Annotated in this window: 23 protein-coding genes; 16 read left to right on the top strand and 7 right to left on the bottom strand. The window is 71.6% G+C overall.

The window, feature by feature from the left end; all coding sequences use genetic code 11:
• Positions 1 to 6: 6 nt before the first annotated feature.
• A complete protein-coding gene (locus tag J2Z33_RS07270; protein ID WP_209839400.1) occupies positions 7 to 456 on the bottom strand; it encodes a hypothetical protein in 450 nt (149 codons plus the stop codon).
• The gene (hisA, locus tag J2Z33_RS07265) at positions 456 to 1,175 is read right to left on the bottom strand and encodes a 1-(5-phosphoribosyl)-5-[(5-phosphoribosylamino)methylideneamino]imidazole-4-carboxamide isomerase (RefSeq protein ID WP_209839398.1); all 720 of its coding nucleotides are present in this window, start codon (positions 1,173 to 1,175) and stop codon (positions 456 to 458) included. The genes J2Z33_RS07270 and hisA overlap by 1 nt, the downstream gene beginning before the upstream one ends.
• 128 nt (positions 1,176 to 1,303) lie before the next feature.
• On the opposite strand from hisA, the gene J2Z33_RS07260 reads away from it, so the two are divergent.
• The gene (locus tag J2Z33_RS07260) at positions 1,304 to 2,116 is read left to right on the top strand and encodes an alpha/beta fold hydrolase (protein WP_209839396.1); all 813 of its coding nucleotides are present in this window, start codon (positions 1,304 to 1,306) and stop codon (positions 2,114 to 2,116) included.
• Between the two features lie 251 nt (positions 2,117 to 2,367).
• On the opposite strand, the gene hisH is transcribed toward J2Z33_RS07260, so the two are convergent.
• Both hisH and hisB read right to left on the bottom strand, forming a co-directional pair.
• On the bottom strand, positions 2,368 to 2,997 hold the full coding sequence (hisH, locus tag J2Z33_RS07255; RefSeq protein ID WP_209839394.1) for an imidazole glycerol phosphate synthase subunit HisH: 630 nt from the start codon (positions 2,995 to 2,997) through the stop codon (positions 2,368 to 2,370).
• Positions 2,994 to 3,581: an imidazoleglycerol-phosphate dehydratase HisB gene (gene hisB / locus J2Z33_RS07250; protein ID WP_209839392.1), complete on the bottom strand. Its 588-nt coding sequence runs from the start codon at positions 3,579 to 3,581 to the stop codon at positions 2,994 to 2,996. The genes hisH and hisB overlap by 4 nt, the downstream gene beginning before the upstream one ends.
• A 157-nt stretch (positions 3,582 to 3,738) precedes the next feature.
• Here hisB and J2Z33_RS07245 point away from each other — a divergent pair, with 157 nt between their 5' ends.
• The 9 genes from J2Z33_RS07245 to J2Z33_RS07205 all read left to right on the top strand — a co-directional run bounded on the left by J2Z33_RS07245 (position 3,739) and on the right by J2Z33_RS07205 (position 12,947).
• On the top strand, positions 3,739 to 5,034 hold the full coding sequence (locus J2Z33_RS07245; RefSeq protein WP_209839390.1) for a response regulator transcription factor: 1,296 nt from the start codon (positions 3,739 to 3,741) through the stop codon (positions 5,032 to 5,034).
• A gap of 77 nt (positions 5,035 to 5,111) precedes the next feature.
• A complete protein-coding gene (locus J2Z33_RS07240) occupies positions 5,112 to 5,348 on the top strand; it encodes an Lrp/AsnC ligand binding domain-containing protein (RefSeq protein WP_209839389.1) in 237 nt (78 codons plus the stop codon).
• A gap of 251 nt (positions 5,349 to 5,599) precedes the next feature.
• Complete coding sequence (locus J2Z33_RS07235; protein ID WP_209839387.1) at positions 5,600 to 6,052, top strand: RbsD/FucU family protein; 453 nt, start codon at positions 5,600 to 5,602, stop codon at positions 6,050 to 6,052.
• A gap of 329 nt (positions 6,053 to 6,381) precedes the next feature.
• Complete coding sequence (locus J2Z33_RS07230; protein ID WP_209839385.1) at positions 6,382 to 7,584, top strand: cation:proton antiporter domain-containing protein; 1,203 nt, start codon at positions 6,382 to 6,384, stop codon at positions 7,582 to 7,584.
• A gap of 111 nt (positions 7,585 to 7,695) precedes the next feature.
• Positions 7,696 to 8,334 carry a paraquat-inducible protein A gene (locus tag J2Z33_RS07225; protein ID WP_209839383.1) on the top strand — a complete coding sequence of 213 codons (639 nt, stop codon included), beginning with the start codon at positions 7,696 to 7,698 and terminating at the stop codon, positions 8,332 to 8,334.
• On the top strand, positions 8,331 to 9,056 hold the full coding sequence (locus tag J2Z33_RS07220; RefSeq protein WP_209839381.1) for a paraquat-inducible protein A: 726 nt from the start codon (positions 8,331 to 8,333) through the stop codon (positions 9,054 to 9,056). The genes J2Z33_RS07225 and J2Z33_RS07220 overlap by 4 nt, the downstream gene beginning before the upstream one ends.
• Positions 9,053 to 11,434: an MlaD family protein gene (locus J2Z33_RS07215; RefSeq protein WP_209839379.1), complete on the top strand. Its 2,382-nt coding sequence runs from the start codon at positions 9,053 to 9,055 to the stop codon at positions 11,432 to 11,434. Before J2Z33_RS07220 ends, J2Z33_RS07215 begins: the two co-directional genes overlap by 4 nt.
• Complete coding sequence (locus J2Z33_RS07210; RefSeq protein ID WP_209839377.1) at positions 11,434 to 12,000, top strand: PqiC family protein; 567 nt, start codon at positions 11,434 to 11,436, stop codon at positions 11,998 to 12,000. Before J2Z33_RS07215 ends, J2Z33_RS07210 begins: the two co-directional genes overlap by 1 nt.
• 299 nt (positions 12,001 to 12,299) lie before the next feature.
• The gene (locus tag J2Z33_RS07205) at positions 12,300 to 12,947 is read left to right on the top strand and encodes a fumarylacetoacetate hydrolase family protein (protein WP_209839375.1); all 648 of its coding nucleotides are present in this window, start codon (positions 12,300 to 12,302) and stop codon (positions 12,945 to 12,947) included.
• Here J2Z33_RS07205 and J2Z33_RS07200 read toward each other — a convergent pair.
• From J2Z33_RS07200 to J2Z33_RS07190, 3 genes are all read right to left on the bottom strand, one after another.
• The gene (locus J2Z33_RS07200) at positions 12,944 to 13,750 is read right to left on the bottom strand and encodes a 3-methyl-2-oxobutanoate hydroxymethyltransferase (RefSeq protein ID WP_342454146.1); all 807 of its coding nucleotides are present in this window, start codon (positions 13,748 to 13,750) and stop codon (positions 12,944 to 12,946) included. The two genes, J2Z33_RS07205 and J2Z33_RS07200, sit on opposite strands and share 4 nt — an antisense overlap.
• Positions 13,751 to 14,065: a MocE family 2Fe-2S type ferredoxin gene (locus J2Z33_RS07195; protein ID WP_209839373.1), complete on the bottom strand. Its 315-nt coding sequence runs from the start codon at positions 14,063 to 14,065 to the stop codon at positions 13,751 to 13,753. It abuts the gene before it with no gap.
• 72 nt (positions 14,066 to 14,137) lie between these two features.
• Positions 14,138 to 15,235, bottom strand: a complete 1,098-nt coding sequence (locus J2Z33_RS07190; protein WP_209839371.1) for a fatty acid desaturase family protein — start codon at positions 15,233 to 15,235, stop codon at positions 14,138 to 14,140.
• A gap of 142 nt (positions 15,236 to 15,377) precedes the next feature.
• Between J2Z33_RS07190 and J2Z33_RS07185 the strand changes: the two genes are divergently transcribed.
• From J2Z33_RS07185 to iolG, 6 genes are all read left to right on the top strand, one after another.
• Positions 15,378 to 16,409, top strand: coding sequence for a LacI family DNA-binding transcriptional regulator (locus tag J2Z33_RS07185; protein WP_209839369.1), 1,032 nt, complete (start codon positions 15,378 to 15,380; stop codon positions 16,407 to 16,409).
• 162 nt (positions 16,410 to 16,571) lie between these two features.
• A complete protein-coding gene (locus J2Z33_RS07180) occupies positions 16,572 to 17,390 on the top strand; it encodes a TIM barrel protein (protein WP_209839367.1) in 819 nt (272 codons plus the stop codon).
• Positions 17,391 to 17,484: 94 nt separating this feature from the next.
• A complete protein-coding gene (locus J2Z33_RS07175) occupies positions 17,485 to 18,429 on the top strand; it encodes a sugar ABC transporter substrate-binding protein (protein WP_209839365.1) in 945 nt (314 codons plus the stop codon).
• A 94-nt stretch (positions 18,430 to 18,523) separates the two neighbouring features.
• Positions 18,524 to 19,600 (top strand): ABC transporter permease, encoded by a 1,077-nt coding sequence (locus J2Z33_RS07170; RefSeq protein ID WP_209839363.1) that lies wholly within the window; start codon positions 18,524 to 18,526, stop codon positions 19,598 to 19,600.
• A 10-nt stretch (positions 19,601 to 19,610) separates the two neighbouring features.
• Positions 19,611 to 20,381 carry an ATP-binding cassette domain-containing protein gene (locus J2Z33_RS07165; RefSeq protein ID WP_245218688.1) on the top strand — a complete coding sequence of 257 codons (771 nt, stop codon included), beginning with the start codon at positions 19,611 to 19,613 and terminating at the stop codon, positions 20,379 to 20,381.
• A gap of 59 nt (positions 20,382 to 20,440) precedes the next feature.
• A complete protein-coding gene (gene iolG, locus J2Z33_RS07160; RefSeq protein WP_209839361.1) occupies positions 20,441 to 21,445 on the top strand; it encodes an inositol 2-dehydrogenase in 1,005 nt (334 codons plus the stop codon).
• Positions 21,446 to 21,561 lie beyond the last annotated feature (116 nt).

The following is a 21,561-nucleotide window of genomic DNA, read 5'->3' as shown; positions in this document are numbered from 1 at the left end:
CCAGTCCTAGGCCACCGCCCAGCCCCGGATCTCCTGCAACCGGGGGTCCTTGACGTGGATCGCGTCCAGCATCGCGAAGATCACGTCGCCCAGCGGCTGCCCGATCGCTTCCCCCCGCCGGATGTAGTGCGGCCGCCAGGGCTTGAGCGCCTTCAGCAGCACGCCCGCGTCGTCCCGCAGCACGAAGCCGTGGTTCTCGCCGCCCCGATACTCGGCCACCGCCACCGCCGGCCCGTCGTCCATGCCGCCCTTGCGCGTCCAGTCGCCCAGGAACAGCGTGTGCCGCGCCGGATGCTCGGGCACGCCGGGCCGCCAGCGGACCGAGAACCGGCCCACGGGCTCCTCGCGGTGCACCAGCCGCCCCTCGGCGCTGCGCGCGGGCTGGCCGCAGCAGTCGCAGAGGACGGATTCCTCCACCTCCGGGATGACGACGATCTCCTGCCAGCGCAGCGCCATCAGTCCGCCAGCGTCTCCAGCGCCGCGCGCAGGTCCACCGCCCCGTCATAGAGCGCGCGACCCACGATCGCCCCCGCGACGACGCCCGTCCCCTTCAGCCGCCTCAGGTCGTCCAGCGACGACACCCCGCCGCTCGCGATGACGGGGATCGAGACGGCTTCCGCCAGCGCCGCCGTCGCCTCGACGTTCGGCCCCTGCATGGCGCCGTCCCGCGCGATGTCGGTGTAGATGATCGCCGCGATGCCCGCGTCCTCGTAGGCGCGGGCGAGATCCGTCACCGTCGCCTCGGTCTCCGCCGCCCAGCCGCGCGTGGCGACCCGGCTCTCCCGCGCGTCGATCCCCACCGCGACCTGCCCCGGATAGGTCCGCGCCACCTCGCGCACGAAAGCCGGGTCCTCGACCGCCGCCGTCCCCAGGATCACGCGCGCGAGCCCCGCGCCCAGCCACCGCTCCACCGTCGCCCGGTCGCGGATGCCGCCGCCGAGCTGCGCCGGCACCGCGCAGGCCGCCAGGATCGCCTCCACGGCCTTCGCGTTGCGCGGCTCCCCCGCGAAGGCCCCGTCGAGGTCCACGAGGTGCAGCCACCGCGCCCCGGCCTCCACGAAGGCCTTCCCTTGGGCCGCCGGATCGTCGTTGAACACGGTCGCCGCCGACATCTCGCCGCGCAGGAGACGCACGGCCTGGCCGTCCTTCAGGTCGATGGCGGGATACAGGATCATCGGGGACTCGGGCTGCCTTGGGGAGGGCTTCCCCTTCGCACGGGGGCGCGCGGAGTTCAATCCGGGGCCCCCGGAACAGCCCGCTTCGACGGACGTTCAAACGCCGTCCGCATCCCAAGGAGAACCCCATGCCCCGCATCGAGGCCGCCGACGGCACCGCCCTTTACGTCAAGGACTGGGGCTCGGGCCGCCCCGTGGTGCTGATCCACGGCTGGCCGCTCAACGCCGACTCCTGGGAGCATCAGGCCTACCACCTCGCCCGCGCCGGCCATCGCGTGATCGCCTACGACCGGCGCGGCTTCGGGCGCAGCGAGCAGCCGTGGACCGGCTACGATTACGACACCCTCTCCGACGACCTCGCGGCCGTCATCGACGCCCTCGGCCTTCAGGACGCCGCCCTCGTCGGCTTCTCCATGGGCGGCGGCGAGGTCGCCCGCTACATGAGCCGCCATCAGGGAAGGGGCGTCCGCAAGGCCGCGCTCCTCGGCTCCATCGCGCCCTATCTGGTGCAGGCCCCCGACAACCCGGACGGCGCGCCCAAGGAGATGCTCCAGGGGATGCAGGAGCAGATCCTCAAGGACCGCCCCGAGTTCCTGAAGGGCTTCTTCCGCAACTTCTACGGCCAGGGCCTCCTGTCCGGCACCAGCGAGGGCGTCCTCCACTGGTCGCTCCACATGGCGCTCCTCGCCAGCGTCAAGGCCACGGTGAACTGCATCGACGCCTGGCAGGAGGACTTCCGCCCCGACCTGGCCGCCTTCGACCTGCCGACGCTGGTGATCCACGGCACCTCCGACGCCATCGTGCCCATCGATCCCACCGGCCGCGCGGCGGCCCGGATGATCCCGCAGGCTCGCCTGATCGAGTACGACGGCGCCCCTCACGGCTTCCTCGCCACCCACGCCGAGCGGGCGACGCAGGACCTCCTCGACTTCCTGGCGTGACGGACCCGGGCGATGATCCTGCGCCGGGTGGCCTTTGGGGACCCGTCGCTTGCGTATTTGGGCCAAGTTGATGGGCAGTCGCCAGGGCGGCCCGCCGCGAGGCGGTTCGCGCGCAACCGGCCCGGCCGCGTAGGGCGGGCTTCAGCCCGTCCTACGCCCGCTTGGATTCCGAACCCGCCTGTTCCCGCCGGCGTCGGATGGGGTTCCACACCACCATCCGACCGTTCCGCCGGGACCGGCCGCCCGCGCCCCTACGGCCTCCACCGCAGGAAGTTGCCGATGATCCGCAGCCCGGTCGCCTGACTCTTCTCCGGGTGGAACTGCGTCGCCACCACGGTGTCGCGCCCGACGATGGCGGTCACCTCGCCGCCGTAGTCCACATGGGCCAGCCGATGCGCCGGGTCCGCGACCCGCATCTGCCAGGAATGCACGAAATAGGCGTGGTCCCCCGTCGCCACCCCCTCCAGCACCGGATGCCCGCCGCCCGTCACGATCAGGTCGTTCCAGCCCATGTGCGGCACCTTCAGCGCCGGGTCCGTGGGCGCGATCCGCGCCACCTCGCCGGGGATCAGCCCCAGCCCCTGCACCGTCTCGAACTCGTGCCCCACGGTGGCGAGAAGCTGCATCCCCACGCAGATGCCCAGCAGCGGCTTGCCCGCCCGCACCGCCTCCAGCACCGCCTCCTCCAGCCCCCCGGCGGCGGCCAGCGCCCGGCGGCAATGCGGGAAGGCCCCGTCGCCCGGCAGCACGATGCGGTCGGCCCGGCGCACCACCTCGGGGTCGGCCGTCACGACGACCGTCGCCCCCTCCGCCATCCGCACGAAGGCCTTCTCGGCGGAGTGGAGGTTGCCCACCCCGATGTCGATTAGCGCGGTCGTCATAGCGCGCCCTTGGTGGAGGGCAGGGCGTCCCCCGCGCGCGGGTCGGGCTCCACCGCCATCCGCAGCGCCTTGGCGACGGCCTTGAAGGCGGCTTCCGCGACGTGGTGGCTGTTCAGCCCGCGCACCTTGTCGACGTGCAGGGTGATGCCGCCGTGGGTGGACAGCGCCTGGAAGAACTCGCGCACCAGCTCGGTGTCGAAGGTGCCGATCTTCTGCGTCGGGAAGCCCACCTCGAACGCCAGCCAGGGCCGCGCCGACAGGTCCAGCGCCGCCTCGACCCTGGCGTCGTCCATCACCAGCGCGAAGTGCCCGTAGCGGCGGATGCCCCGCTTGTCGCCCAAGGCCTCGCGAAGGGCCTGCCCGACCGCGATGCCCACGTCCTCGACCGTGTGGTGGTCGTCGATGTGGAGGTCGCCCTTGGCCCGCACGTGGAGGTCGATCAGCGAATGCTTCGCCAGTTGGTCGAGCATGTGGTCGAAGAACCCCACGCCCGTCGCGCAGTCCGAGCGCCCGGTCCCGTCGAGGTCCAGCGTCACGGTGATGTCGGTCTCGCGCGTTTGCCGCGCGATGGTGGCCTGCCGCATGGTCCTGGTCTCCGCCCTGTCGCGCCGCCCGCATGGCCCGCGCCCGCCCGTCCGTCAAGGCCGCCGCTCGGATCCGCGCCGGGCGGCCCGGCGATTCACCGGTCCTTAAGCATCTTCTGGCAAGGTGGGATTCGGGCAGCAGGCAAAGGGGAATCGGATGCAGGTCCTGATCGTCGAAGGAGATTCATCGCTGCGCGCGCAGGTCGCCACGGCCCTCATGCCGGCGGGCTTCGACGTGCTGGCCTTCGCCCTGTCCGGCCCCGCCAAGGAGGCCGCCCGCCGCAACCGCATCGACCTCCTCGTGCTGGGCGAAGGGAAGGGGCGCGACGCGCGCGCCGGCCTGACGCAAGACGGGCGCGGCGAAGACTGGCACGACGAAGACGGGCACGGCGAAGGACAGGGCGCGGCGCTGCCCCTCGACCTCGCGCTCCTCGCCGACTGGCGCAACCCCCGGCTGGCGACGATCCTGCTCTCCGACCGCCGGGGCGACGCGCTGGAGGAGGCGTTCGCGCTCCTTCCCTCGCTCCAGGCCGTCCTCGGCCGCCGCCCCGATCCCCGCACGCTCGCCCAGGTCGCCCTGTCCGCCGTCCCCGCCGCGTCCCATCGCAAGGCCGCCGGCCCGGCCGCGCCCACCGCCATGCCCGCCCGCGCCGCCGCGACGGTCTCCGCCGTGCCTGCGACCCACCCCGACGAGTCCGCCCCCGCCCTGTCCGGCTCCATCGCTCTGATCGACCGCATCCCCGAAGCCGCGACGGCCGGCGAGACGGTTCCCCAGGAGGAAAGGCCCGGGCCTGTCGCCACCATGGAGGCTTCGATCCCGCACGATCCCGCCGCCGTGCCCATCGCCGTGCCCATCGCCGTGCCCGCCATCGTCGGGGCAACTCCTCGCCCCGATCTCCCGGCCCTCGCCGCCGAGGCTCCGCGCCCCGCCGATCCGATCCGTCCGACCGTTCCGGCGCCGGAGACGGCCCCGTCGGACCACCCCGTCGCGGCGCTCCGCCCGGCCGGTCCGCCCCACGCGCCGGCGTCCGTGGACGGGTCGGCCCAGCCGAGCCTCCCGGAACCGACGCTCCCCTCGTCCGATCCCGTCCCCCCATCCAGGACGGGGGCCACCGCGCCGGACGCGGCGACCCCCGCCATCCCGCCGCCGAGCGCCGGGTTTCCCCCGTCCCCGCCGCCGGAGGCCGCCCGGCCCGAGCGGCGGCTCCGCCTGTCGATGGCGGCCCCGGGCCCCGCCTCCGTTCCGGCCCGCCCGCCGCTCCCCTCCTTCGCCGAGCCCGCGCCGCCCCGCCCGTCCCCGTCCCCCGCCGCCCCGGCCGTGCTCTCCGCCGCCGAGACCCGGGCGCTCCTGTCGGAACTCGCGCGCCGCTACAGCCGCATCGCGGGCGAGCCGCCGGCCGCTCCGGGCGCGGACGGCCCGGCACCGGGCCCGCGCCTCCTCCAGCACGGCTGACCCGGCGGCCCCGGGGATTGCGGCCCACCTTGCCGCCGTGCCACCCTGCCGGACACCCCGCCCGAGCAGAGGCCCCCATGTCGCCCGTCTTCGTCCAGATCCGCTGCCGCCCCGGCACCACCTACCGCGTGGCCGAGGCCATCGCCCTCAAGGAGATCCATTCGGAGCTCTACTCGACCAGCGGCGACTGGGACCTGCTGATGAAGCTCTACGTCCCCGAGGGGGCCGACATCGGCCACTTCATCAACGAGCGACTCCTCGACATCCCCGAGATCGAGCGCTCCCTCACCACGCTGACCTTCAAGGCGTTCTGAGGCGGGCGACGGGGCAGGGGGCCCCACCGTCCCACGGGGCGGCCCGGGGCCAGGCTCGACCCCGCCATCGCGGAGCGCCGACCCGGCCCCGTCATCCGCGACAAGTCAGACCGCTCCGCCGCGCCCGGCCCGACTCCTGGCCCGACTTCCGGCCCTGCTCCGGCCGACCGCTTCCGCTTGCGGCCCGGCCCCGACCGGGCGCATCTGGTCCGCGCCGGCATCGGCGAACGCATCAACAAGGGAACGCGTCCATGCTCAAGGGGATCGACAACCGGCTCAACGCCGACGTGCTGTATGCGCTGCGCGCCATGGGGCACGGCGACGTGGTGGTGGTCTGCGACACCAACTTCCCGGCGGACAGCATCGCCCGCCACACCGACCTGGGCGAGCTGCTGCACATGGAGAACCTCACGGCCGCCCAGGCCATCGAGGCCATCCTCTCCGTCCTCCCCCTCGACACCTTCGTCGAGGATCACGCCGCCCGCATGGAGGTGGCGGGCGAGCCCGCGACGGTGCCCCCCGTGCAGATGGAGGTGCAGAACGCCATCGACGCCGCCGACGGCCGCGAGGCCCGCATGGCCGGCGTGGAGCGATTCGACTTCTACGACCGCGCCCGCGAGGCCTATGCCGTGATCCAGACCGGCGAGCGGCGCTTCTACGGCTGCTTCCTGTTCCGCAAGGGCGTGATCCCGCCCGAAGGCTGACGCCCGACCTCCCGTTCCCCTCGGCCCGCCCGCACCCGCCGCGCGCCGGCCGGGCGGGACGGCCCCGGGCCGCCACGGTCGAGGCGGCCGGCCCGGGCGACGCCCTCCCCGAAGGGCGCGGCCCGGGGGGGGCACGCTCCCGCCCCGCCACGACGGCCCGTCCGCGGCGCCGCCCCCGTCAGGCCCCGCCGCGCCTGGACGGAGGACCGGGGAGGGAGGCGATCGGCCGCGCCGACGGGCCCGGCCCCGCTTTTCGCCGGGACCGGCCTTGCGCCCAACCCGGGAGAGGCCCCAGATCGGGGGCGCGACCCCCCAGCCCAGGAGACCCGATGGACGATGGCCACAGCCTCATCACCCTGCTCGTGGCCGGCTTCGTCCTGGCCTTCGTGCTCGGCCTCGTCGCCAACCGGCTCCGGCTCTCGCCGCTGGTGGGCTACATCGTGGCAGGGGTGATCGTCGGGCCGTTCACGCCGGGCTTCGTGGCCGACATCCACCTCGCCCCGCAACTGGCCGAGATCGGGGTGATCCTGCTGATGTTCGGGGTCGGGCTGCACTTCTCGCCCAAGGACCTCATGGCCGTGCGCGCCGTGGCCCTCCCCGGCGCCATCGCACAGATCGCCGCCGCGACGCTCCTCGGCTGGCTGCTGGGCCTGTCCTACGGCCTGGGCCACGCCGAGGCGCTGCTCCTGGGCTTCTCCGTCTCGGTCGCCTCCACCGTGGTCCTCGTCCGCGCGCTGGAAGAACGGGGGCAGGTCCGCAGCCCGACGGGCCGCCTCGCGGTGGGCTGGCTCATCGTCGAGGATCTCGTGATGGTGCTGGCCCTGGTCCTGCTGCCGCTGCTGGCGGCGACCGGCGACGCCCCGGACCTCGGGGGCGTCGCGGCCTCGGTCGGGCTCGTGCTCCTCAAGGTCTCGGCCTTCGTGGTGCTGATGGCGGTGGTGGGCACCCGCGTCCTGCCCGCGACCCTCATCGCCATCGCGCACGAACGCTCGCGCGAATTGTTTACGCTGGGCGTGCTCGCCATCGCCATGGGCATCGCCTGGCTGGCCTACGCCGTCTTCGAGGCCTCCTTCGCGCTCGGGGCCTTCGTGGCGGGGCTGGTCCTCGCCGCCTCGCCGCTCGGCCACAGCGCGGCGGAACGCTCGCTGCCGCTGCGGGACGCCTTCTCGGTGCTGTTCTTCGTTTCCGTGGGGATGCTCTTCGACCCCCTCATCCTGATCGAGCGACCCATCGCCGTCCTGAGCCTCCTCGGCATCGTCACCGCCGGCAAGGCCGTCGCCGCCCTGGTCATCACCACGCTCTTCGGCCAGGACCGCCGCACCGGCCTGACCGTCGCGGCGAGCCTCGCCCAGGCGGGGGAGTTCACCTTCATCCTCGCGGGCCTCGGCGTGACTCTGGGGGTGCTGGCCCCGGAGACTCACGACCTCGTGCTGGCGGCGGCGCTCCTGTCCATCGCGCTCAACCCCTTCGTGTTCAAGCTGGCCGACCTCGCCGCCGGGCGCCATCCCGTGCCCGCCCGGCCCGGCCCCTGACCCGGCCCCTGCCTGACCCGGCCCCTGCCTGACCCGGCGTCGGGGGGCTGGCGCGCTTGGCCTTCCCGCCCGGCGGGCCTAGATAGGGGCCGGGCGACCGGATCGGGGACCATGGCGGACGGCGGCATCATCGCGGGCACGGCGGCGGCGGACCTGATCGCCTGCCCGGAATGCGACGCCATCTATCGCGCCGCCGAGGTGCCCGATGGCAGCCGCGCCACCTGCGCCCGCTGCCACACCGTCCTCATCTCGCCCCGCCGCCACGCCGGCATGGTCGTGATCGCGCTGGCGCTGACGGCGGTGGTGCTGGTGGTGGGCTCGCTCTGGTTCCCGTTCCTCCGCATCGAGGCGCGGGGCCTCTGGCAGCAGGCGACCCTCTGGGAGGTGGCGACCAGCTTCGTCGGCGGCCCCCTCCTCCTCGTCTCGCTCGCGGTGACGGCGGCGATCCTGGTCCTGCCGCTGATGCGCGCCATGCTGATCCTCTACACGCTGGTCCCCATCGTCTTCGACCGCCCGCCGCCCGCCCAGGCCGCCCGCGCCTTCCGCCTCGCCGAATCCCTGCGCCCCTGGTCCATGGCCGAGATCTTCGCCATCGGCTGCGCCGTCTCGCTCGTGAAGATCGCCGACCTCGCCCAGGTCTCGCTCGGCCCCGCCTTCTGGATGTTCGCGGGGCTGGTGGTCGTCACCGTCGCCCAGGACCAGATCGTCTGCCGCTGGTCGGTCTGGCAGTCGATCAGCCCCGCCCGATGACCCCGGTCCCCGAAGCCGGCCTCCTCCACGTCACCGCCCGCGACGCCGGCCTCGTGGCCTGCCGCCGCTGCTCGCGCGTCTGGCCCATGGGCCAGGACCGCTGCGGCCGCTGCGGCGGCCGGCTCGTGTCGCGCGACCCCCGCAGCCTCAGCCGCGTCTGGGCCTGGTGGGCGGCGGGCCTCATGGCCTACCTCCCCGCCAACATCTACCCGATGCTGGAGACCCGGACGCTCTTCTCCACCCAGGACTCCACCATCGTCGGCGGCGCGGTGGAGCTCCTGCTCCACGGCTCGGCCGGCATCGCGCTGGTCATCCTCGTCGCCAGCGTCGGCATCCCCTTCGCCAAGTTCGTCTGCATCGCCTTCCTCGCCATGTCCGTCCGCCACGGCTCGCGGATGGCGCCGGGCCTGCGGATGCGCCTCTACGAGATCGTGGACTACATCGGCCGCTGGTCGATGATCGACGTGTTCGTGGTTGCGATCCTCGCCTCCCTCGTGCAACTCAACGTCGTGGCCTCGATCAGCCCCGGCCCCGCCTCCCTCGCCTTCGCGCTTTCGGTGATCTTCACGATGCTCTCGGCCCAGGCCTTCGACCCCCGCATGATCTGGGACGGCATCGAGGCCCGCGCCGAAGCGGAGACGGAGGCCAAGGCCCGCGCCGAAGCGGAAACGGAGGCCGACGCCCGCGCCCAGGCGGAGCCGGAGGCCGAACGCCCCGCATGACCGACCCCATCCCCCCGATCCCCGTCGCCTCCGCCCGGCGAAGCCTCTGGCAGCGCGTGTCCGTCATCTGGCTCGTCCCGCTCGCCGCGCTCGCCATCGCCCTCGGCGTCGCCTGGAGCAGCTTCCGCGAGCAGGGCCCCCTCATCGAGATCGAGTTCGAGGACGCCGCCGGCGTGGTGGCCCGCCAGACCGAGCTGCGCTACCGCAACGTCGCCGTCGGCCTCGTCGAACGGGTCCGCTTCACCCCCGACCTCGCCCGCGTCATCGTCTCCGTCCGCCTCGACCGCGAGGTGGCGCCCTTCGTGGACGCCGACGCCCGCTTCTGGGTCGTCCGCCCCGAGATCACCACCCAGCGCATCACCGGCCTGGAGACCGTGCTCTCCGGCGTCTTCATCGAGGGCACCTGGGACAACGCCCGCAGCGAGCCCGCCGAACGCTTCCAGGGCCTCGCCACCACGCCCCTCCTCGGCGTCGGGCAGGAGGGCCTCGAATTCACCCTCCGCTCCACCGACGGCACGCTGACCTCGGCGGTGCCGATCATCTACCAGGGCGTCACCGTCGGGCAGGTGGGCGACCCCGTGGTGGGCACGGACGGCATCTCCGTCACCGCCCCCGCCGTCATCTTCGCCCCCTACGACCGCCTCGTGACCGAGGCGACCGTGTTCTGGGATGCCTCGGGCTTCAGCCTCTCCGTCGGTTCGGGCGGGGCCGAGGTGGACTTCGACTCGCTGTCCTCGCTCATCGTCGGCGGCCTCGCCTTCGACACCTTCGTCTCGGGCGCCCAGCCCGCCCGCGACGGCGACGTGTTCGAGGCCTTCCTCTACGAATCCTACGCCCGCGACTCGATCTACACCGACCCGAACTCGCCGGTCCTGTCCCTCCTCGCCATCTTCTCGGGCGACATCGCCGGCCTCGCCGTCGGCGCCCCGGTCGAGCTCGACGGCCTCCGCATCGGCGAGGTGACGGACGTGAACGGCCTCCTCGACCCCGAACGCTTCGGCGACGAGGAGGTGCATCTCCAGGCCGTCCTCGCCCTCCAGCCCGCCCGCCTCGGCCTCGAAGGCGACGCCGGCCGCGAGGAGGTGCTCGACGCCCTCCAGGCCCGCGTGGCGCGCGGCCTTCGCGCGCAGCTCGCCTCCGCCGGCCTCCTCGGCGGCCTCAAGGTCCAGCTCCTCGAACTGCCCGACCTCCCCCCCGGCGAGATCGACCTCGCCGCGCTCCCGTTCCCCGCCCTCCCCACCGCCGAGGCCCAGATCGCCGACGTGGCGGGGCAGGCGCAGGACGTGCTGACCCGCGTCTCGAACCTCCCCATCGAGGACCTGCTCGACTCCGCCACCGCCTTCCTCGACAACGCCGCGACGCTGGTCGGCTCGCCCGAGACGCAGGCGGTGCCCGGCCAGATCAACGGCCTCCTGGGCGACCTCCGCAACGTCACCGCCTCGCCCGAGGTGCAGGCGCTCCCCGGCCAGCTCTCGCAGACGCTCGCCGACATCGACGCCACCATCAACGGCATCCGCGAAAGCCTGGACAGCTTGCGCGAGCAGAACGCCATCGGCCGCATCCTCGCCGCCGTGGATACCGCCAACACCGCCGTCGCCCGCATCGGCGAGGCGACGGCGGGCGTCCCCGCCCTCATCGACAACCTCAACGCCGTCGCCGCCAAGGCCCAGGCCCTCCCCGTGGAGGACCTGCTGGCCGAGGTCTCGGGCCTTTCCGCCGACGCCCGCGCCCTCCTGGCGCAGCCCGGCGTGCAGGAGCTTCCGGCCCAGCTCGGCCAGCTCTCCACCGAGGCGACCGCCACCCTCTCCGAGGCCCGCGCGATCCTCTCCGACCTCGACGACGGCGAGCTCGGAACCCGCCTCGCCTCGGCCATCGCCGCCGCCGATCAGGCCGCGCAGTCCGTCCAGTCCGCCGCCGACGACCTGCCGCAGCTCACCCGGCGCATCGACGCTTTGGTGGCCAAGGCCAACGCCCTCCCCGTCGGGGAGCTGGTGGCCGAGCTCACCGCGCTCTCCGCCAGCGCCGACGCGCTGGTGGGTTCCGAAGGCGCGCAGCAGCTCCCCGCCGACCTGTCCGCCGCGCTGGCCGAGGTCGAGGCGCTGCTGCGCGAGGCGCGCGAGGGCGGCGTGATCGCCAACGCCAACGCCACGCTCGCCGCCGCCCGCGACGCCGCCACCAGCCTGCCCGCGCTGGTCGAACGCGCCAGCGCGCTGCTCGACCAGGCGACCGCCACCGTGGCGGGCTTCGACTCCTCCTCCGGCGTCGTGCGCGAGGCGCAGGCCGCCATCCGCGAGGTCGCCGCCGCCGCCGACGCCGTGGCCGCGCTCGCCCGCACCATCGAGCGCAACCCCAACTCCCTCATCTTCGGACGCGACTGATGATCCATCGCCCGGCCTCCCTCGTCCTCGTCCTCCTCCTCGCCGCCTGCTCGCGCGAGCCCCTGCGCCTCGCGGTCCCGCCCGCCCCGGCCTCCGAGAGGGTGGGCGTGGCCTTCGCCTCCGTCGAGGTGCTGGACGTGTCGCTCCCCGCCTACGCGCAGGACGATCGCATCTACGTGCAGGGGCAGGGCGGGGCGCTGACCGCCGTCCCCCGCGCCGTCCTCGCCGACGACCCGGCCCGCGCCCTGACGCTCGACCTCTCCCGCACCCTCGGGGCGCTCACCGGCGCCCGCAGCGCCCCCGAGCCCTGGCCCTTCGAGGAGCGCGCCCAGGCCCAGGTCGATGTCCGGGTGGCCGAGATCGTCGCCGACGCCACCGCCGGCGCCTTCGTCATCCGGGGCCAGTACTTCGTCGCCTCCCAGGACGGCACCGGCCGCGACCGCGCCCGCGAGTTCCGCGTGGCCGTCCCCCTCCCGCCCGACCCCGGCCCCGCCGCCATCGCGAGCGCACGCGGCCAGGCGACCCTGCAACTCGCCCGCCAGATCGCGACCGACGGCCTGCGCTGAAGCGTCATCGCATCGTAGGGTGGGGTTGCACCCCACCACGCTCCCCGGCCACTCGCGCGGGTTGATCGGACGAGGCATGGCGCGCTGAAGCCTGCCCCACGAACCCTCCCCGATCCGACGCCCTGAGTCCCGCGAATCACACCCCTCCCGCACCCCGTCCTGACGATCCATTAAGATTCCGTCACGCTTACGCGCGTTGCTGTCGGACCTTGTTCATCCCTTGGGGTTAGCCTGACTCGCATGAACCCCACAAAGGGTCCGGCGATTCGCCGCGCCCATGACATGAACAGGAGTCCCCGATGCCCCAGGCCTTCGCCGCCCGCCCGCTGCCCGAGCTTCCCGTCGCCGGCACCGATCTGACCTATCCCGTCGCCCGCATCTTCTGCGTTGGCCGCAACTACGCCGCCCACGCGGCGGAGATGGGCAACGCCGTGGACCGCTCCGAGCCGTTCTGGTTCACCAAGTCCCCCTTCGGCCTCCTCCCCTCCGATGCGATCCTCCCCTATCCGCCGGGCACGGACGACCTCCACCACGAGGTCGAGCTGGTCCTGGCGCTGGGGCAGGGCGGCGAGGTCTGGGCCCACGGCGTCGGCCTTGACATGACCCGCCGCGACCTCCAGGCCCGCGCCAAGGAGGCCCGCAAGCCGTGGGACGTGTCGAAGGACTGGGAAGGCTCGGCAGTCGTCGCCCCGCTGGTCCAGGGCGCCCCGGCTCCCGACGCCGAACTCACCCTCAGCGTGAACGGCGACCTCCGCCAGCGCGCGCCGATCTCGGACATGATCCACGGCATCGACGCGCTCCTCGCGCATCTCCGCACGCTCTACACGCCCGGCCCCGGCGACCTCATCCTGACGGGCACCCCCGCCGGCGTCGGCCCGGTCGGCCCCGGCGACCGTCTGGAGGGCACGCTCACCGACGCGCCCCCCGTGATCCTGCGGATCGCCTAATTATGCGCCAGCCACTCCCGGAACTGCTGGGTCACCTCGTCGGCCGCGTTCACGACATGCTCGCGCGACGGGTAGGCCCCGCCATGCACGTCGTCCGCGAAGGCCCGCATCGCCGCGATCCGCTTCTCCTGCAACCGCGCGTGCTCGGCGCGGAAGTCCGCGTAGACCTTGGCATGGCGCGGGATGTGCCCGGCGGTCTGCCCCAGCACGTCGTCGGTGAACAGGTATTGCGCGTGCCCCCCGGCCCCGCCGCCCATGGAGATCAGGAACAGCCCCGTCCGCTCGGCGATGGCCTCGGTGATCTGCTGCGGCACGACCTCGATCTCGACGGCAAAGGCCCCCGCCTCCTCGTAGGCGAGGCACGACTCCCAAAGCCGCTTCGCGCTGTCCAGCGTCTTGCCCACTGCCTTGAAGCCACCCGTCCAGGTGCACTTGGACGGCACCAGCCCCACGTGCCCGCAGACGGGGATGCCGTTCTCTGTCAGCGCCCGCACGGTGGCGAGCGAGCCCGAGCAATAGACCGCATCCGCCCCCTGCGCCCAGAGCGGGAAGGCCCAGCGCAGGAAGTCGTCGGCCCCACCGACCTCGTAGAAGTTCATGCCCGGACAGGCGAAGGCATTCGGCGCGACCTGCCGGAAGCGCGGGTCCGCCAGCATCTCCGGCGGCACCGACAGCAGCTCCACGCCCGCCGCCTCCGCCGCCGCCGCTTCGTCGATGGTCTCGACGCGCAGCATGGCGAACTGGTGGCTTCCCTTCGCCGCCCGCAGGTCGGCGACCGTCCATTTCCGCGAGGAGGCGCGCACTCAGCCCACCTGCACGAGCACGCGCCCGCCCTCGGCCTTGGCCGGGTAGGTGCGCAGGTTCACGCAGACCGGCGCGCGCTTGGCAGCCCCGGTGCGGTAGTCGAACTGGCCGTTATGCTTGGGGCACTCGATCACGTAGTCCATCACCAGCCCCCCCGCGAGGTGGACGTTCTCGTGGGTGCACATCCCGTCGGTGCAGAAGAACTCGCCGTCGGGGCTGTGGTAGATCGCGTAGGTCCTGCCGCCGTGGTCCCAGCGCATGACGTCCTCCTCGTCGATCTCATCGACCGCGCACGCGTCGATCCATTGGGGCATCTTCGGTCCTTCCCTGAGGTCATGAAGTCTGTTGGGCCGGACCCCCGAAGGGCTCCGGCCGATGGGTCCGGGTCACTCGGCCGCAACGGTCCCGCTGCCGAGCGCCGAGAGGTGGAAGTCCTCGCGGTAGGGCTTGGCGGTGGCCGGCAACTCGCGCTTGAGGAAGTAATCCTCGTAACGAAGCTGCCGCCGGATCGCCGGCCACATCTCGCCAAAGGCCTGCGCGATGGAGTCGTTCGGCTTGGGCAGGTCGTGCTTGATGATCTCGTGCAGCCGGGGCAGCGCGTGATACGGCACCATCGGAAACATGTGATGCTCCACGTGGTAGTTCATGTTCCAGTAGATGAACCGCGAGATCGGGTTCATGTAGACGGTCCGCGAGTTCAGCCGGTGGTCGATGACGTTGTCCGCCAGACCCCCGTGCTGGAGCAGCCCCGTCATGATGTGGTGCCATGCCCCGTAGAGGCGCGGCCCCCCGACCAGCAGCAGCGGCACGACCGAGCCCGTCGCGACCGCCACGGCGATCGTCGCGGCGTAGATCAGCGTCCAGATGCGCGCCACGCGGATGACCTTGGGCCATTCGCTCTGCGGAACGAAGGTCTGCTCCTCCGGGTGGATCTTGCCGGCGGCGTTGTAGAGCATCCGGCCCCAGCCGTTCCAGGCGTCGAGGATGCCGAAGAAGTTCAGGAACAGCTTCGCCATCTCCGGCGGACGCATGATGGCGATCTCCGGGTCGCGGCCGACGATGTAGGTGTCGGTGTGGTGCCGCGCGTGGCTCCAGCGCCAGGTGTGCGGGTTCCGCACGATCATGAAGCAGGCGATCCCGTAGACGACGTTGTTCATCCACGGCGTCTTGAACGCGGTCCCATGGGACGACTCATGCCAGCGCGAATCCGAGGCCGAGCCATAGAGCACGCCATAGGCCAGCCAGAACGGCACCGACAGCCAGGGATGCCCGCCCACCCACAGCGCGACCGCGACCCCCGCCAGCACGACCATCGCGCCCAGCCAAAGGATCGTGTCGCGGATGGCGGGGCCATCCTTGCGCTGCATCAGCTCCTTCATGACCTTGCGCGGCACCTCGGTGTGGTACCACTCGGCGGCCGCCAATCCGCTCTCGACGGCGCGCTGGCCGTCGGGGCCGAGCAGGCTGTAGTTCCTCTTGCGCATGTGTTCCTCCTCCGAATGCGGGGTCGATCTGGCACGTCCCATAAGGCCGCGCGACGTGGTTCCCCAACATCCGCGCTGGACATTTCCTCAGAACGCCTCACAAGTGAAGTCCTGAATTGAGGTGATTACATCAGGAGCCGGAATGGCCCGCCGACCGACCATCCAGGATGTCGCCAAGGCGGCGGGCGTCAGCCAGGCGACGGTGGACCGCGTCCTGAACGGCCGCGAGCAGGTGCGCGAGGAGACCGCCCAACGCGTTTACGAGGCCGCGCGCCGGATCGGCTACCACGCCGCGCCCCTGATCGCCCAGCGGCTCCAGACCGACCTGCCGACGCTTCGGATGGGCGTCGTCCTCCACAAGGAGCGTCAGGCCTTCTACCAGGCTTTCGCCGCCGAGCTGGAAGCGGCGGCCCGCCGCGCCACCGGGGTCCGCGTCAAGCTGATGCTGGAGTTCGCGGCCTCGCAGGCTCCGTCGGACTTCGCCTCCCTCCTCCTCGCGATGCGGGGCCGGGCCGACGCCGTGGCCGCCAGCGCCGTGACGCACCCGGATGTGACCGACGCCGTCGTCACCCTCAAGGCCGAGGGCAGCCCCACCTTCGCGCTCCTCAACGACTTCGCCCAAGGCATCCGGCAGAACTACCTTGGGCTCAACAACGTCAAGGTCGGGCGCATTGCCGCCTCGGTGATCGGCTTGGCCGCGCACCGGCCCGGCAAGGTCGCGGTCTTCGTCGGCGGCTACCGCTGGCACGGCCACGAATTGCGCGAGGCGGGCTTCCGAAGCTGGTTCCGCGAATACGCGCCGCAGTTCCAGATCCTTGACACGCTGGTGAACCTTGAAACCCGCCAGCTCACCTACGAGGCGACGCTCGACCTCCTCGACCGCCACCCCGAACTGCGCGGCATCTACGTCGCGGGCGGCGGCATGGAGGGCGCCATCGCCGCCCTGCGCGAGGTTCGCAAGCCCGGCGAGGTCTGCCTCATCGTCAACGAGGTCACGCCCGAATCCCGCTCGGCGCTGATCGACGGCTTCGCGACGATGGTGATCTCCACGCCGCTGCCGCAGCTCTGCGACGACCTCGTGCGGCTCATGGCCGACGCCGTGCGGCAGGGGCCGTCCGAGGTCGCGGGCCAGCACTTCCTCCGTCCCGAACTGGTCCTTCCCGAATCTGTATGATGAAAAACCATCACAATCTTGATGATGGAAACTTCGTGAATGAGGAAAATGCGTCCCGCCTGCGTTGACGGACGGTGTGCGAACCGTCAAGCAGTCGCCGGGAACACGCGGGACAGGGAGCGTCGAGCAACGGCGCCGCCACGCGGGAGGAAGGATGCACAGATGCTGCCGTTCGCCATCAACCACATGACCGTGGCCCGCCTGTCGTTCGTCGAGCTTCTCGATGCCGCCGCCGCGCTGGGCTGCGTGGGCGTCGAGGTCCGCAACGACCTGCCCCAGCCGCTCCTCGACGGCTTGGCCCCTGAGGCGGCGGGCGATCTGGCCCGCGAGAAGGGCCTCCGCATCCTCGCGCTGGCCGAGGTCAAGCGGTTCAACGACTGGTCCCCCGCCAAGCGCGAGGAGGCGCTGGCGCTGATGAAGGTCGCGGTGGCCTGCGGCGCCGAGGCGGTGAGCCTCATCCCTCGCAACGACAACGGCGGCATGGGCAACGGCGAGCGTCAGGCCAACCTGCGCGTCGCCCTCAGGGAACTGAAGCCCCTGCTGGAGGACCACGGCCTCGTGGGCCTCGTCGAGCCCCTGGGCTTCGAGATCTGCGCCCTTCGTTACAAGACCGAGGCGGTGGAGGCCATCGAGGCGCTGAACGCCACGGGCCGCTTCAAGCTGGTGCACGACACCTTCCACCACCACCTCGCCCACGGCGGCCCGATCTTCCCGCAGCACACGGGCATCATCCACGTCTCGGGCGTGGTCGATCCCTCGCTCGCCGTCGGCGACATGGGCGACCAGCACCGCGTCCTCGTGGACGGCGCCGACCGGCTCGGCAACATCGAGCAGATCCGCGCGCTCGAATCGGCGGGCTGCCGCGGCCCCATCAGCTTCGAGGCCTTCGCGCCCGAGACCCATGCCAGCGCCGACCCGGTCGGCGACCTGCGCCGGTCCATGGACTTCATCGCCGCCCGGCTCGCGGCCAAGGCGGCCTGACCAAGGGCCGCCAAGAATCGGGCCGTCCGGGGAGGGCGGTCTTCCGGCACGAACAAATCGCGGCGGGCCGGACGCCGCCTTGGGGAGGAAACGAATGAACAAGACCCTGATCCTGGCCGGTTTCGCCGGCCTCCTGTCCACCAGCGCCATGGCCGAGACGGTGGGCGTCTCCATGGCGCTCTTCGACGACAACTTCCTGACCGTGCTGCGGAACGGCATGGAGGAGTATGCCGGCACGCTCGACGGCGTGGAACTGCAGGTCGAGGACGCGCAGAACGACGTGGCCCGCCAGCTCGACCAGATCAACAACTTCATCGCCTCCGGCGTGGACGCGATCATCGTCAATCCGGTGGACACCTCGGCCACCCAGGCGATGTCCGACGCCGCCGCCGCCGCCGGCGTGCCGCTGGTCTACGTCAACCGCGAACCCATCAACGTCGACACGCTCCCCGACAACCAGGCCTTCGTGGCCTCGAACGAGGTGGAGTCCGGCACCCTGGAAACGCTCGAGGTCTGCCGCCTCCTGGCCGAGGCCGGAACGACCGACGCCCAGGTCTACGTCATGCAGGGCGAGCTGTCGAACCAGGCCGCCGTGCAGCGCACCCAGGACATCCACGACGTGATCGCCTCGGGCGACTGCGGCGTGACCCTGAACATCATCGACCAGCAGACCGCCAACTGGTCGCGCGATCAGGCGCAGAACCTGATGACCAACTGGCTCTCGACCGGGGCGCCTTTCGACGCGCTCATCTCCAACAACGACGAGATGGCGATCGGCGCGATCCAGGCGATGAAGGCCTCGGGCATCGCCATGGACCAGGTCATCGTCGCCGGCATCGACGCCACGCAGGACGCCCTCGCGGCGATGCAGGCCGGAGAGCTCGACGTGACCGTGTTCCAGGACGCCGCCGGCCAGGGCCAAGGCTCGCTCGACGCCGCCCTCAAGCTCGCGCGGGGCGAGGCGGTGGACCAGAAGGTCTACATCCCCTTCCAGCTCGTGACGCCCGCCAACATCGACCAGTTCCTCGCCAAGAACTGATTCCCACGCCCAAGCCCGGAGGCGGCGCGCCCCTGCGCCGCCTCCCCACGGACCGGGGCTCCCCCGGCCCGCGCACAAGCCAGGAGGTCGCGACGTGGCGCAGACAACTTTCGGGGTGGGTGGCCTGACCTACGACCACTCCAAGCGGCAGTTGCCGCAGGAACTCAACGTGCTGATCGCCCTTGTGCTGATCGTCGCCGCCTTCGAGCTTCTCGGGCGCGCGCTCCTCGGCGACAGCTTCCTGCTCAACACGCGGGACAACGTGGACACGTTCTTCAACCAAGCGCGGTTGCAGATCATCATCCTTCAGGTGTCGATCGTCGGCATCATCGCCATCGGCATCACCCAGGTCATCATCTCGGGCGGCATCGACCTCAGCGCGGGCTCGGTCGTCGGCGCGACCGCCATGATCGCCATGAGCTTCGCCCAGGTCGCCACCGTCAACGGCAACCCCAACCCCAAGGCGGTGTTCCTCGAACAGGGCTGGGTGGACCTGCCGGTGCTGGTCCCCGTCCTCGTCGGCCTCGCCTGCGGCCTTCTCGCCGGCCTCATCAACGGGTCGCTCATCGCCTACACCAAGATCCCGCCCTTCATCGCCACGCTGGGCATGATGGTGACGGCGCGCGGCGTCGCCAAGTGGTGGACCAAGGGCGAGCCGATCTCCTTCCCGACCGAACCCTTCGCCGGGATCGGCAAGGGCCTGATGCCGGTCGTCATCTTCCTGGCGCTGGCCATCCTCTTCCACCTGATGCTCAAGTTCACGCTCTACGGAAAGCGCTGCTACGCCATCGGCTCCAACGAGGAGGCCGCGCGGATGTCCGGCATCAACGTGGAGCGGCACAAGGTCCTCGTCTACGCCATCGCCGGGCTGCTGGCCGCCGTCGCCGCCTTGGTGCTGTCCTCAAAGAATCTGACCGCCCAGGCCGGCATGGGCGTGATGTACGAACTCGACGCCATCGCCATGGCGGTGATCGGGGGCGTGTCGCTCTCCGGCGGGCGCGGCTCGATCGTCGGCACCGTGCTGGGCGCCCTGATCTTCGGCGTCATCATCTCCGGCTTCACCTTCCTCAAGCTCGACGCCTACTATCAGGAGATGGTGAAGGGCGCGATCATCGTGGGCGCGGTGGTGCTCGACGTCTGGCGGCAGCGCCGTCGCGGCACGCGCGGCTAGGGGGAACATCATGTCCGACATCATCCTCAGAACCGAGGGCCTGACCAAGCACTACGGCGGCGTGCACGCCCTCGTGGACGCCGACTTCGAGCTTCGCCAGGGCGAGCATGTGGCGATCATGGGCGACAACGGCGCGGGCAAGTCCACCTTCGTCCGCCAGATCACCGGGGTCGAGCGCCGCACCTCCGGCAAGGTCTGGTTCGACGGCCGGGAGGTGGACTTCCCCGGCCCCCTCCACGCCCGCGAGGCCGGGATCGAGGCGGTGTTCCAGAACCTCGCGCTGGCCGACGACCTCGACGTGCCCTCCAACCTGTTCCTGGGTCGCGAGAAGATCCTGTTCAACCTCGGCCCTTTCTCCATCCTCGACCGCAAGGCCATGCGACAGGCGACCGAGGCCGCGCTCAAGCGCACGGCGGTCAAGATCCCGAACCTCGGCAACACCATCCGCCACATGTCGGGCGGCCAGCGCCAATGCGTCGCCATCGCCCGCGCCGCGACCTTCGCCTCCAAGCTCATCATCATGGACGAGCCGACGGCCGCGCTCGGCGTACAGGAGACGGCGCAGGTCGAGAACATCGTCCGCACCCTCAAGGACAACGGCGAATCCCTGATCCTGATCTCCCACAACATGCGGCAGGTCTTCGACCTCGTGGACCGGATCATCGTCTTCCGGCGCGGGCGCATCGTCGCCAACCTCCGCAAGGAGGAGACCGACGGCCAGGACGTCGTCGCCTACATCACCGGCGCCAAGTCGCAGAACCTCGCCGCCGCCGCGCTCTGACCCCTTCACCACGGCCCCCGCGCCGCCGGGGACCGCACCATCCAAGGCAAGGACCACACATGACCGTCAAATTCGGGCTCCTAGGCGCGGGCCGCATCGGCAAGGTGCACGCGCGGGCCATCCGCAACAACCCCGACGCCGAGCTCGTCGCCGTCGCCGACGCCATCCCGGCCGCCGCCCAGTCCCTCGCCGAGGGCTACGGCATCGCCGTCCGCAGCATCGACGAGATCGCCCAAAGCCCCGACATCGACGCCGTGGTGATCTGCACGCCCACCGACACCCACGCCGACCTGATCGAGCAGTTCACCGCCATCGGCAAGGCGGTCTTCTGCGAGAAGCCCATCGACCTCTCGGTGGAGCGGGTGCGGCGCTGCCTCGCGGCCGTAAAGGCCAACGGCGGCACGCTCATGGTCGGCTTCAACCGCCGCTTCGACCCCGACTTCATGGCCGTCAAGGCCGCCATCGACGGCGGCGCCATCGGCGAGGTGGAGATGGTGACGATCTCCTCGCGCGACCCCGGCGCCCCGCCCGCCGACTACATCAAGCGCTCGGGCGGCATCTTCCGCGACATGACCATCCACGACTTCGACATGGCCCGCTGGCTCCTGGGCGAGGAGCCCGAGACCGTGGTGGCCCAGGCCTCCGTCCTCACCGACCCCGCCATCGGCGACCTCGGGGATTACGATTCGGTCAACGTCATCCTCAAGACGGCTTCGGGTCGGCAGGCGATCATCACCAACTCGCGCCGTGCCACCTACGGCTACGATCAGCGCATCGAGGTGCTGGGCTCCAAGGGCTCGGTGGCCGCCGAGAACCAGCGCGAGGCCAATATCGAGATCGCCAACGCCCAAGGCTTCACCCGCCCGCCGCTCCTCAACTTCTTCATGACCCGCTACACCGAGGCCTATGCCAACGAGATTGAGGGCTTCATCGCGGCGGTGAGCGCGAAGGGCGAGACCCCCACCACCGGCGAGGACGGCCTCAAGGCCCTGGTCTTGGCCGACGCGGCGCTCCGCTCGGCGCAGGAAGGCCGCGCCGTGATCGTCTCCGAAATCCTCGGGTAAGGGACCGGATCTCATGTCTCACAAGCCTCTTGACGTCATCACGATTGGCCGCTCGTCCGTGGACCTGTATGGGGTGCAGGTGGGCGGCCGGCTGGAGGACATGGGGTCGTTCGGCA

The sequence above is a fragment of the Rubellimicrobium aerolatum genome, assembly GCF_017872975.1.
In the GTDB taxonomy this organism is placed as follows: Bacteria; Pseudomonadota; Alphaproteobacteria; order Rhodobacterales; family Rhodobacteraceae; genus Rubellimicrobium; species Rubellimicrobium aerolatum.
Note: the sequence above shows the minus strand (reverse complement) of the source record. Positions and strands in the feature narration are given on the sequence as shown.

What these genes read in the sequence shown, in the direction of transcription:
- J2Z33_RS07245 (WP_209839390.1), top strand. Translation starts at nt 3,739, where the DNA reads ATGCAGGTCCTGATCGTCGAAGGAGATTCATCGCTGCGCGCGCAGGTC.
- J2Z33_RS07270 (WP_209839400.1), bottom strand. Translation starts at nt 456, where the DNA reads ATGGCGCTGCGCTGGCAGGAGATCGTCGTCATCCCGGAGGTGGAGGAA.
- J2Z33_RS07185 (WP_209839369.1), top strand. Translation starts at nt 15,378, where the DNA reads ATGGCCCGCCGACCGACCATCCAGGATGTCGCCAAGGCGGCGGGCGTC.
- J2Z33_RS07175 (WP_209839365.1), top strand. Translation starts at nt 17,485, where the DNA reads ATGAACAAGACCCTGATCCTGGCCGGTTTCGCCGGCCTCCTGTCCACC.
- J2Z33_RS07205 (WP_209839375.1), top strand. Translation starts at nt 12,300, where the DNA reads ATGCCCCAGGCCTTCGCCGCCCGCCCGCTGCCCGAGCTTCCCGTCGCC.
- hisA (WP_209839398.1), bottom strand. Translation starts at nt 1,175, where the DNA reads ATGATCCTGTATCCCGCCATCGACCTGAAGGACGGCCAGGCCGTGCGT.
- J2Z33_RS07190 (WP_209839371.1), bottom strand. Translation starts at nt 15,235, where the DNA reads ATGCGCAAGAGGAACTACAGCCTGCTCGGCCCCGACGGCCAGCGCGCC.
- J2Z33_RS07260 (WP_209839396.1), top strand. Translation starts at nt 1,304, where the DNA reads ATGCCCCGCATCGAGGCCGCCGACGGCACCGCCCTTTACGTCAAGGAC.
- J2Z33_RS07210 (WP_209839377.1), top strand. Translation starts at nt 11,434, where the DNA reads ATGATCCATCGCCCGGCCTCCCTCGTCCTCGTCCTCCTCCTCGCCGCC.
- hisH (WP_209839394.1), bottom strand. Translation starts at nt 2,997, where the DNA reads ATGACGACCGCGCTAATCGACATCGGGGTGGGCAACCTCCACTCCGCC.
- J2Z33_RS07215 (WP_209839379.1), top strand. Translation starts at nt 9,053, where the DNA reads ATGACCGACCCCATCCCCCCGATCCCCGTCGCCTCCGCCCGGCGAAGC.
- iolG (WP_209839361.1), top strand. Translation starts at nt 20,441, where the DNA reads ATGACCGTCAAATTCGGGCTCCTAGGCGCGGGCCGCATCGGCAAGGTG.
- J2Z33_RS07240 (WP_209839389.1), top strand. Translation starts at nt 5,112, where the DNA reads ATGTCGCCCGTCTTCGTCCAGATCCGCTGCCGCCCCGGCACCACCTAC.
- J2Z33_RS07225 (WP_209839383.1), top strand. Translation starts at nt 7,696, where the DNA reads ATGGCGGACGGCGGCATCATCGCGGGCACGGCGGCGGCGGACCTGATC.
- J2Z33_RS07220 (WP_209839381.1), top strand. Translation starts at nt 8,331, where the DNA reads ATGACCCCGGTCCCCGAAGCCGGCCTCCTCCACGTCACCGCCCGCGAC.
- J2Z33_RS07180 (WP_209839367.1), top strand. Translation starts at nt 16,572, where the DNA reads ATGCTGCCGTTCGCCATCAACCACATGACCGTGGCCCGCCTGTCGTTC.
- J2Z33_RS07195 (WP_209839373.1), bottom strand. Translation starts at nt 14,065, where the DNA reads ATGCCCCAATGGATCGACGCGTGCGCGGTCGATGAGATCGACGAGGAG.
- J2Z33_RS07230 (WP_209839385.1), top strand. Translation starts at nt 6,382, where the DNA reads ATGGACGATGGCCACAGCCTCATCACCCTGCTCGTGGCCGGCTTCGTC.
- J2Z33_RS07235 (WP_209839387.1), top strand. Translation starts at nt 5,600, where the DNA reads ATGCTCAAGGGGATCGACAACCGGCTCAACGCCGACGTGCTGTATGCG.
- J2Z33_RS07165 (WP_245218688.1), top strand. Translation starts at nt 19,611, where the DNA reads ATGTCCGACATCATCCTCAGAACCGAGGGCCTGACCAAGCACTACGGC.
- hisB (WP_209839392.1), bottom strand. Translation starts at nt 3,581, where the DNA reads ATGCGGCAGGCCACCATCGCGCGGCAAACGCGCGAGACCGACATCACC.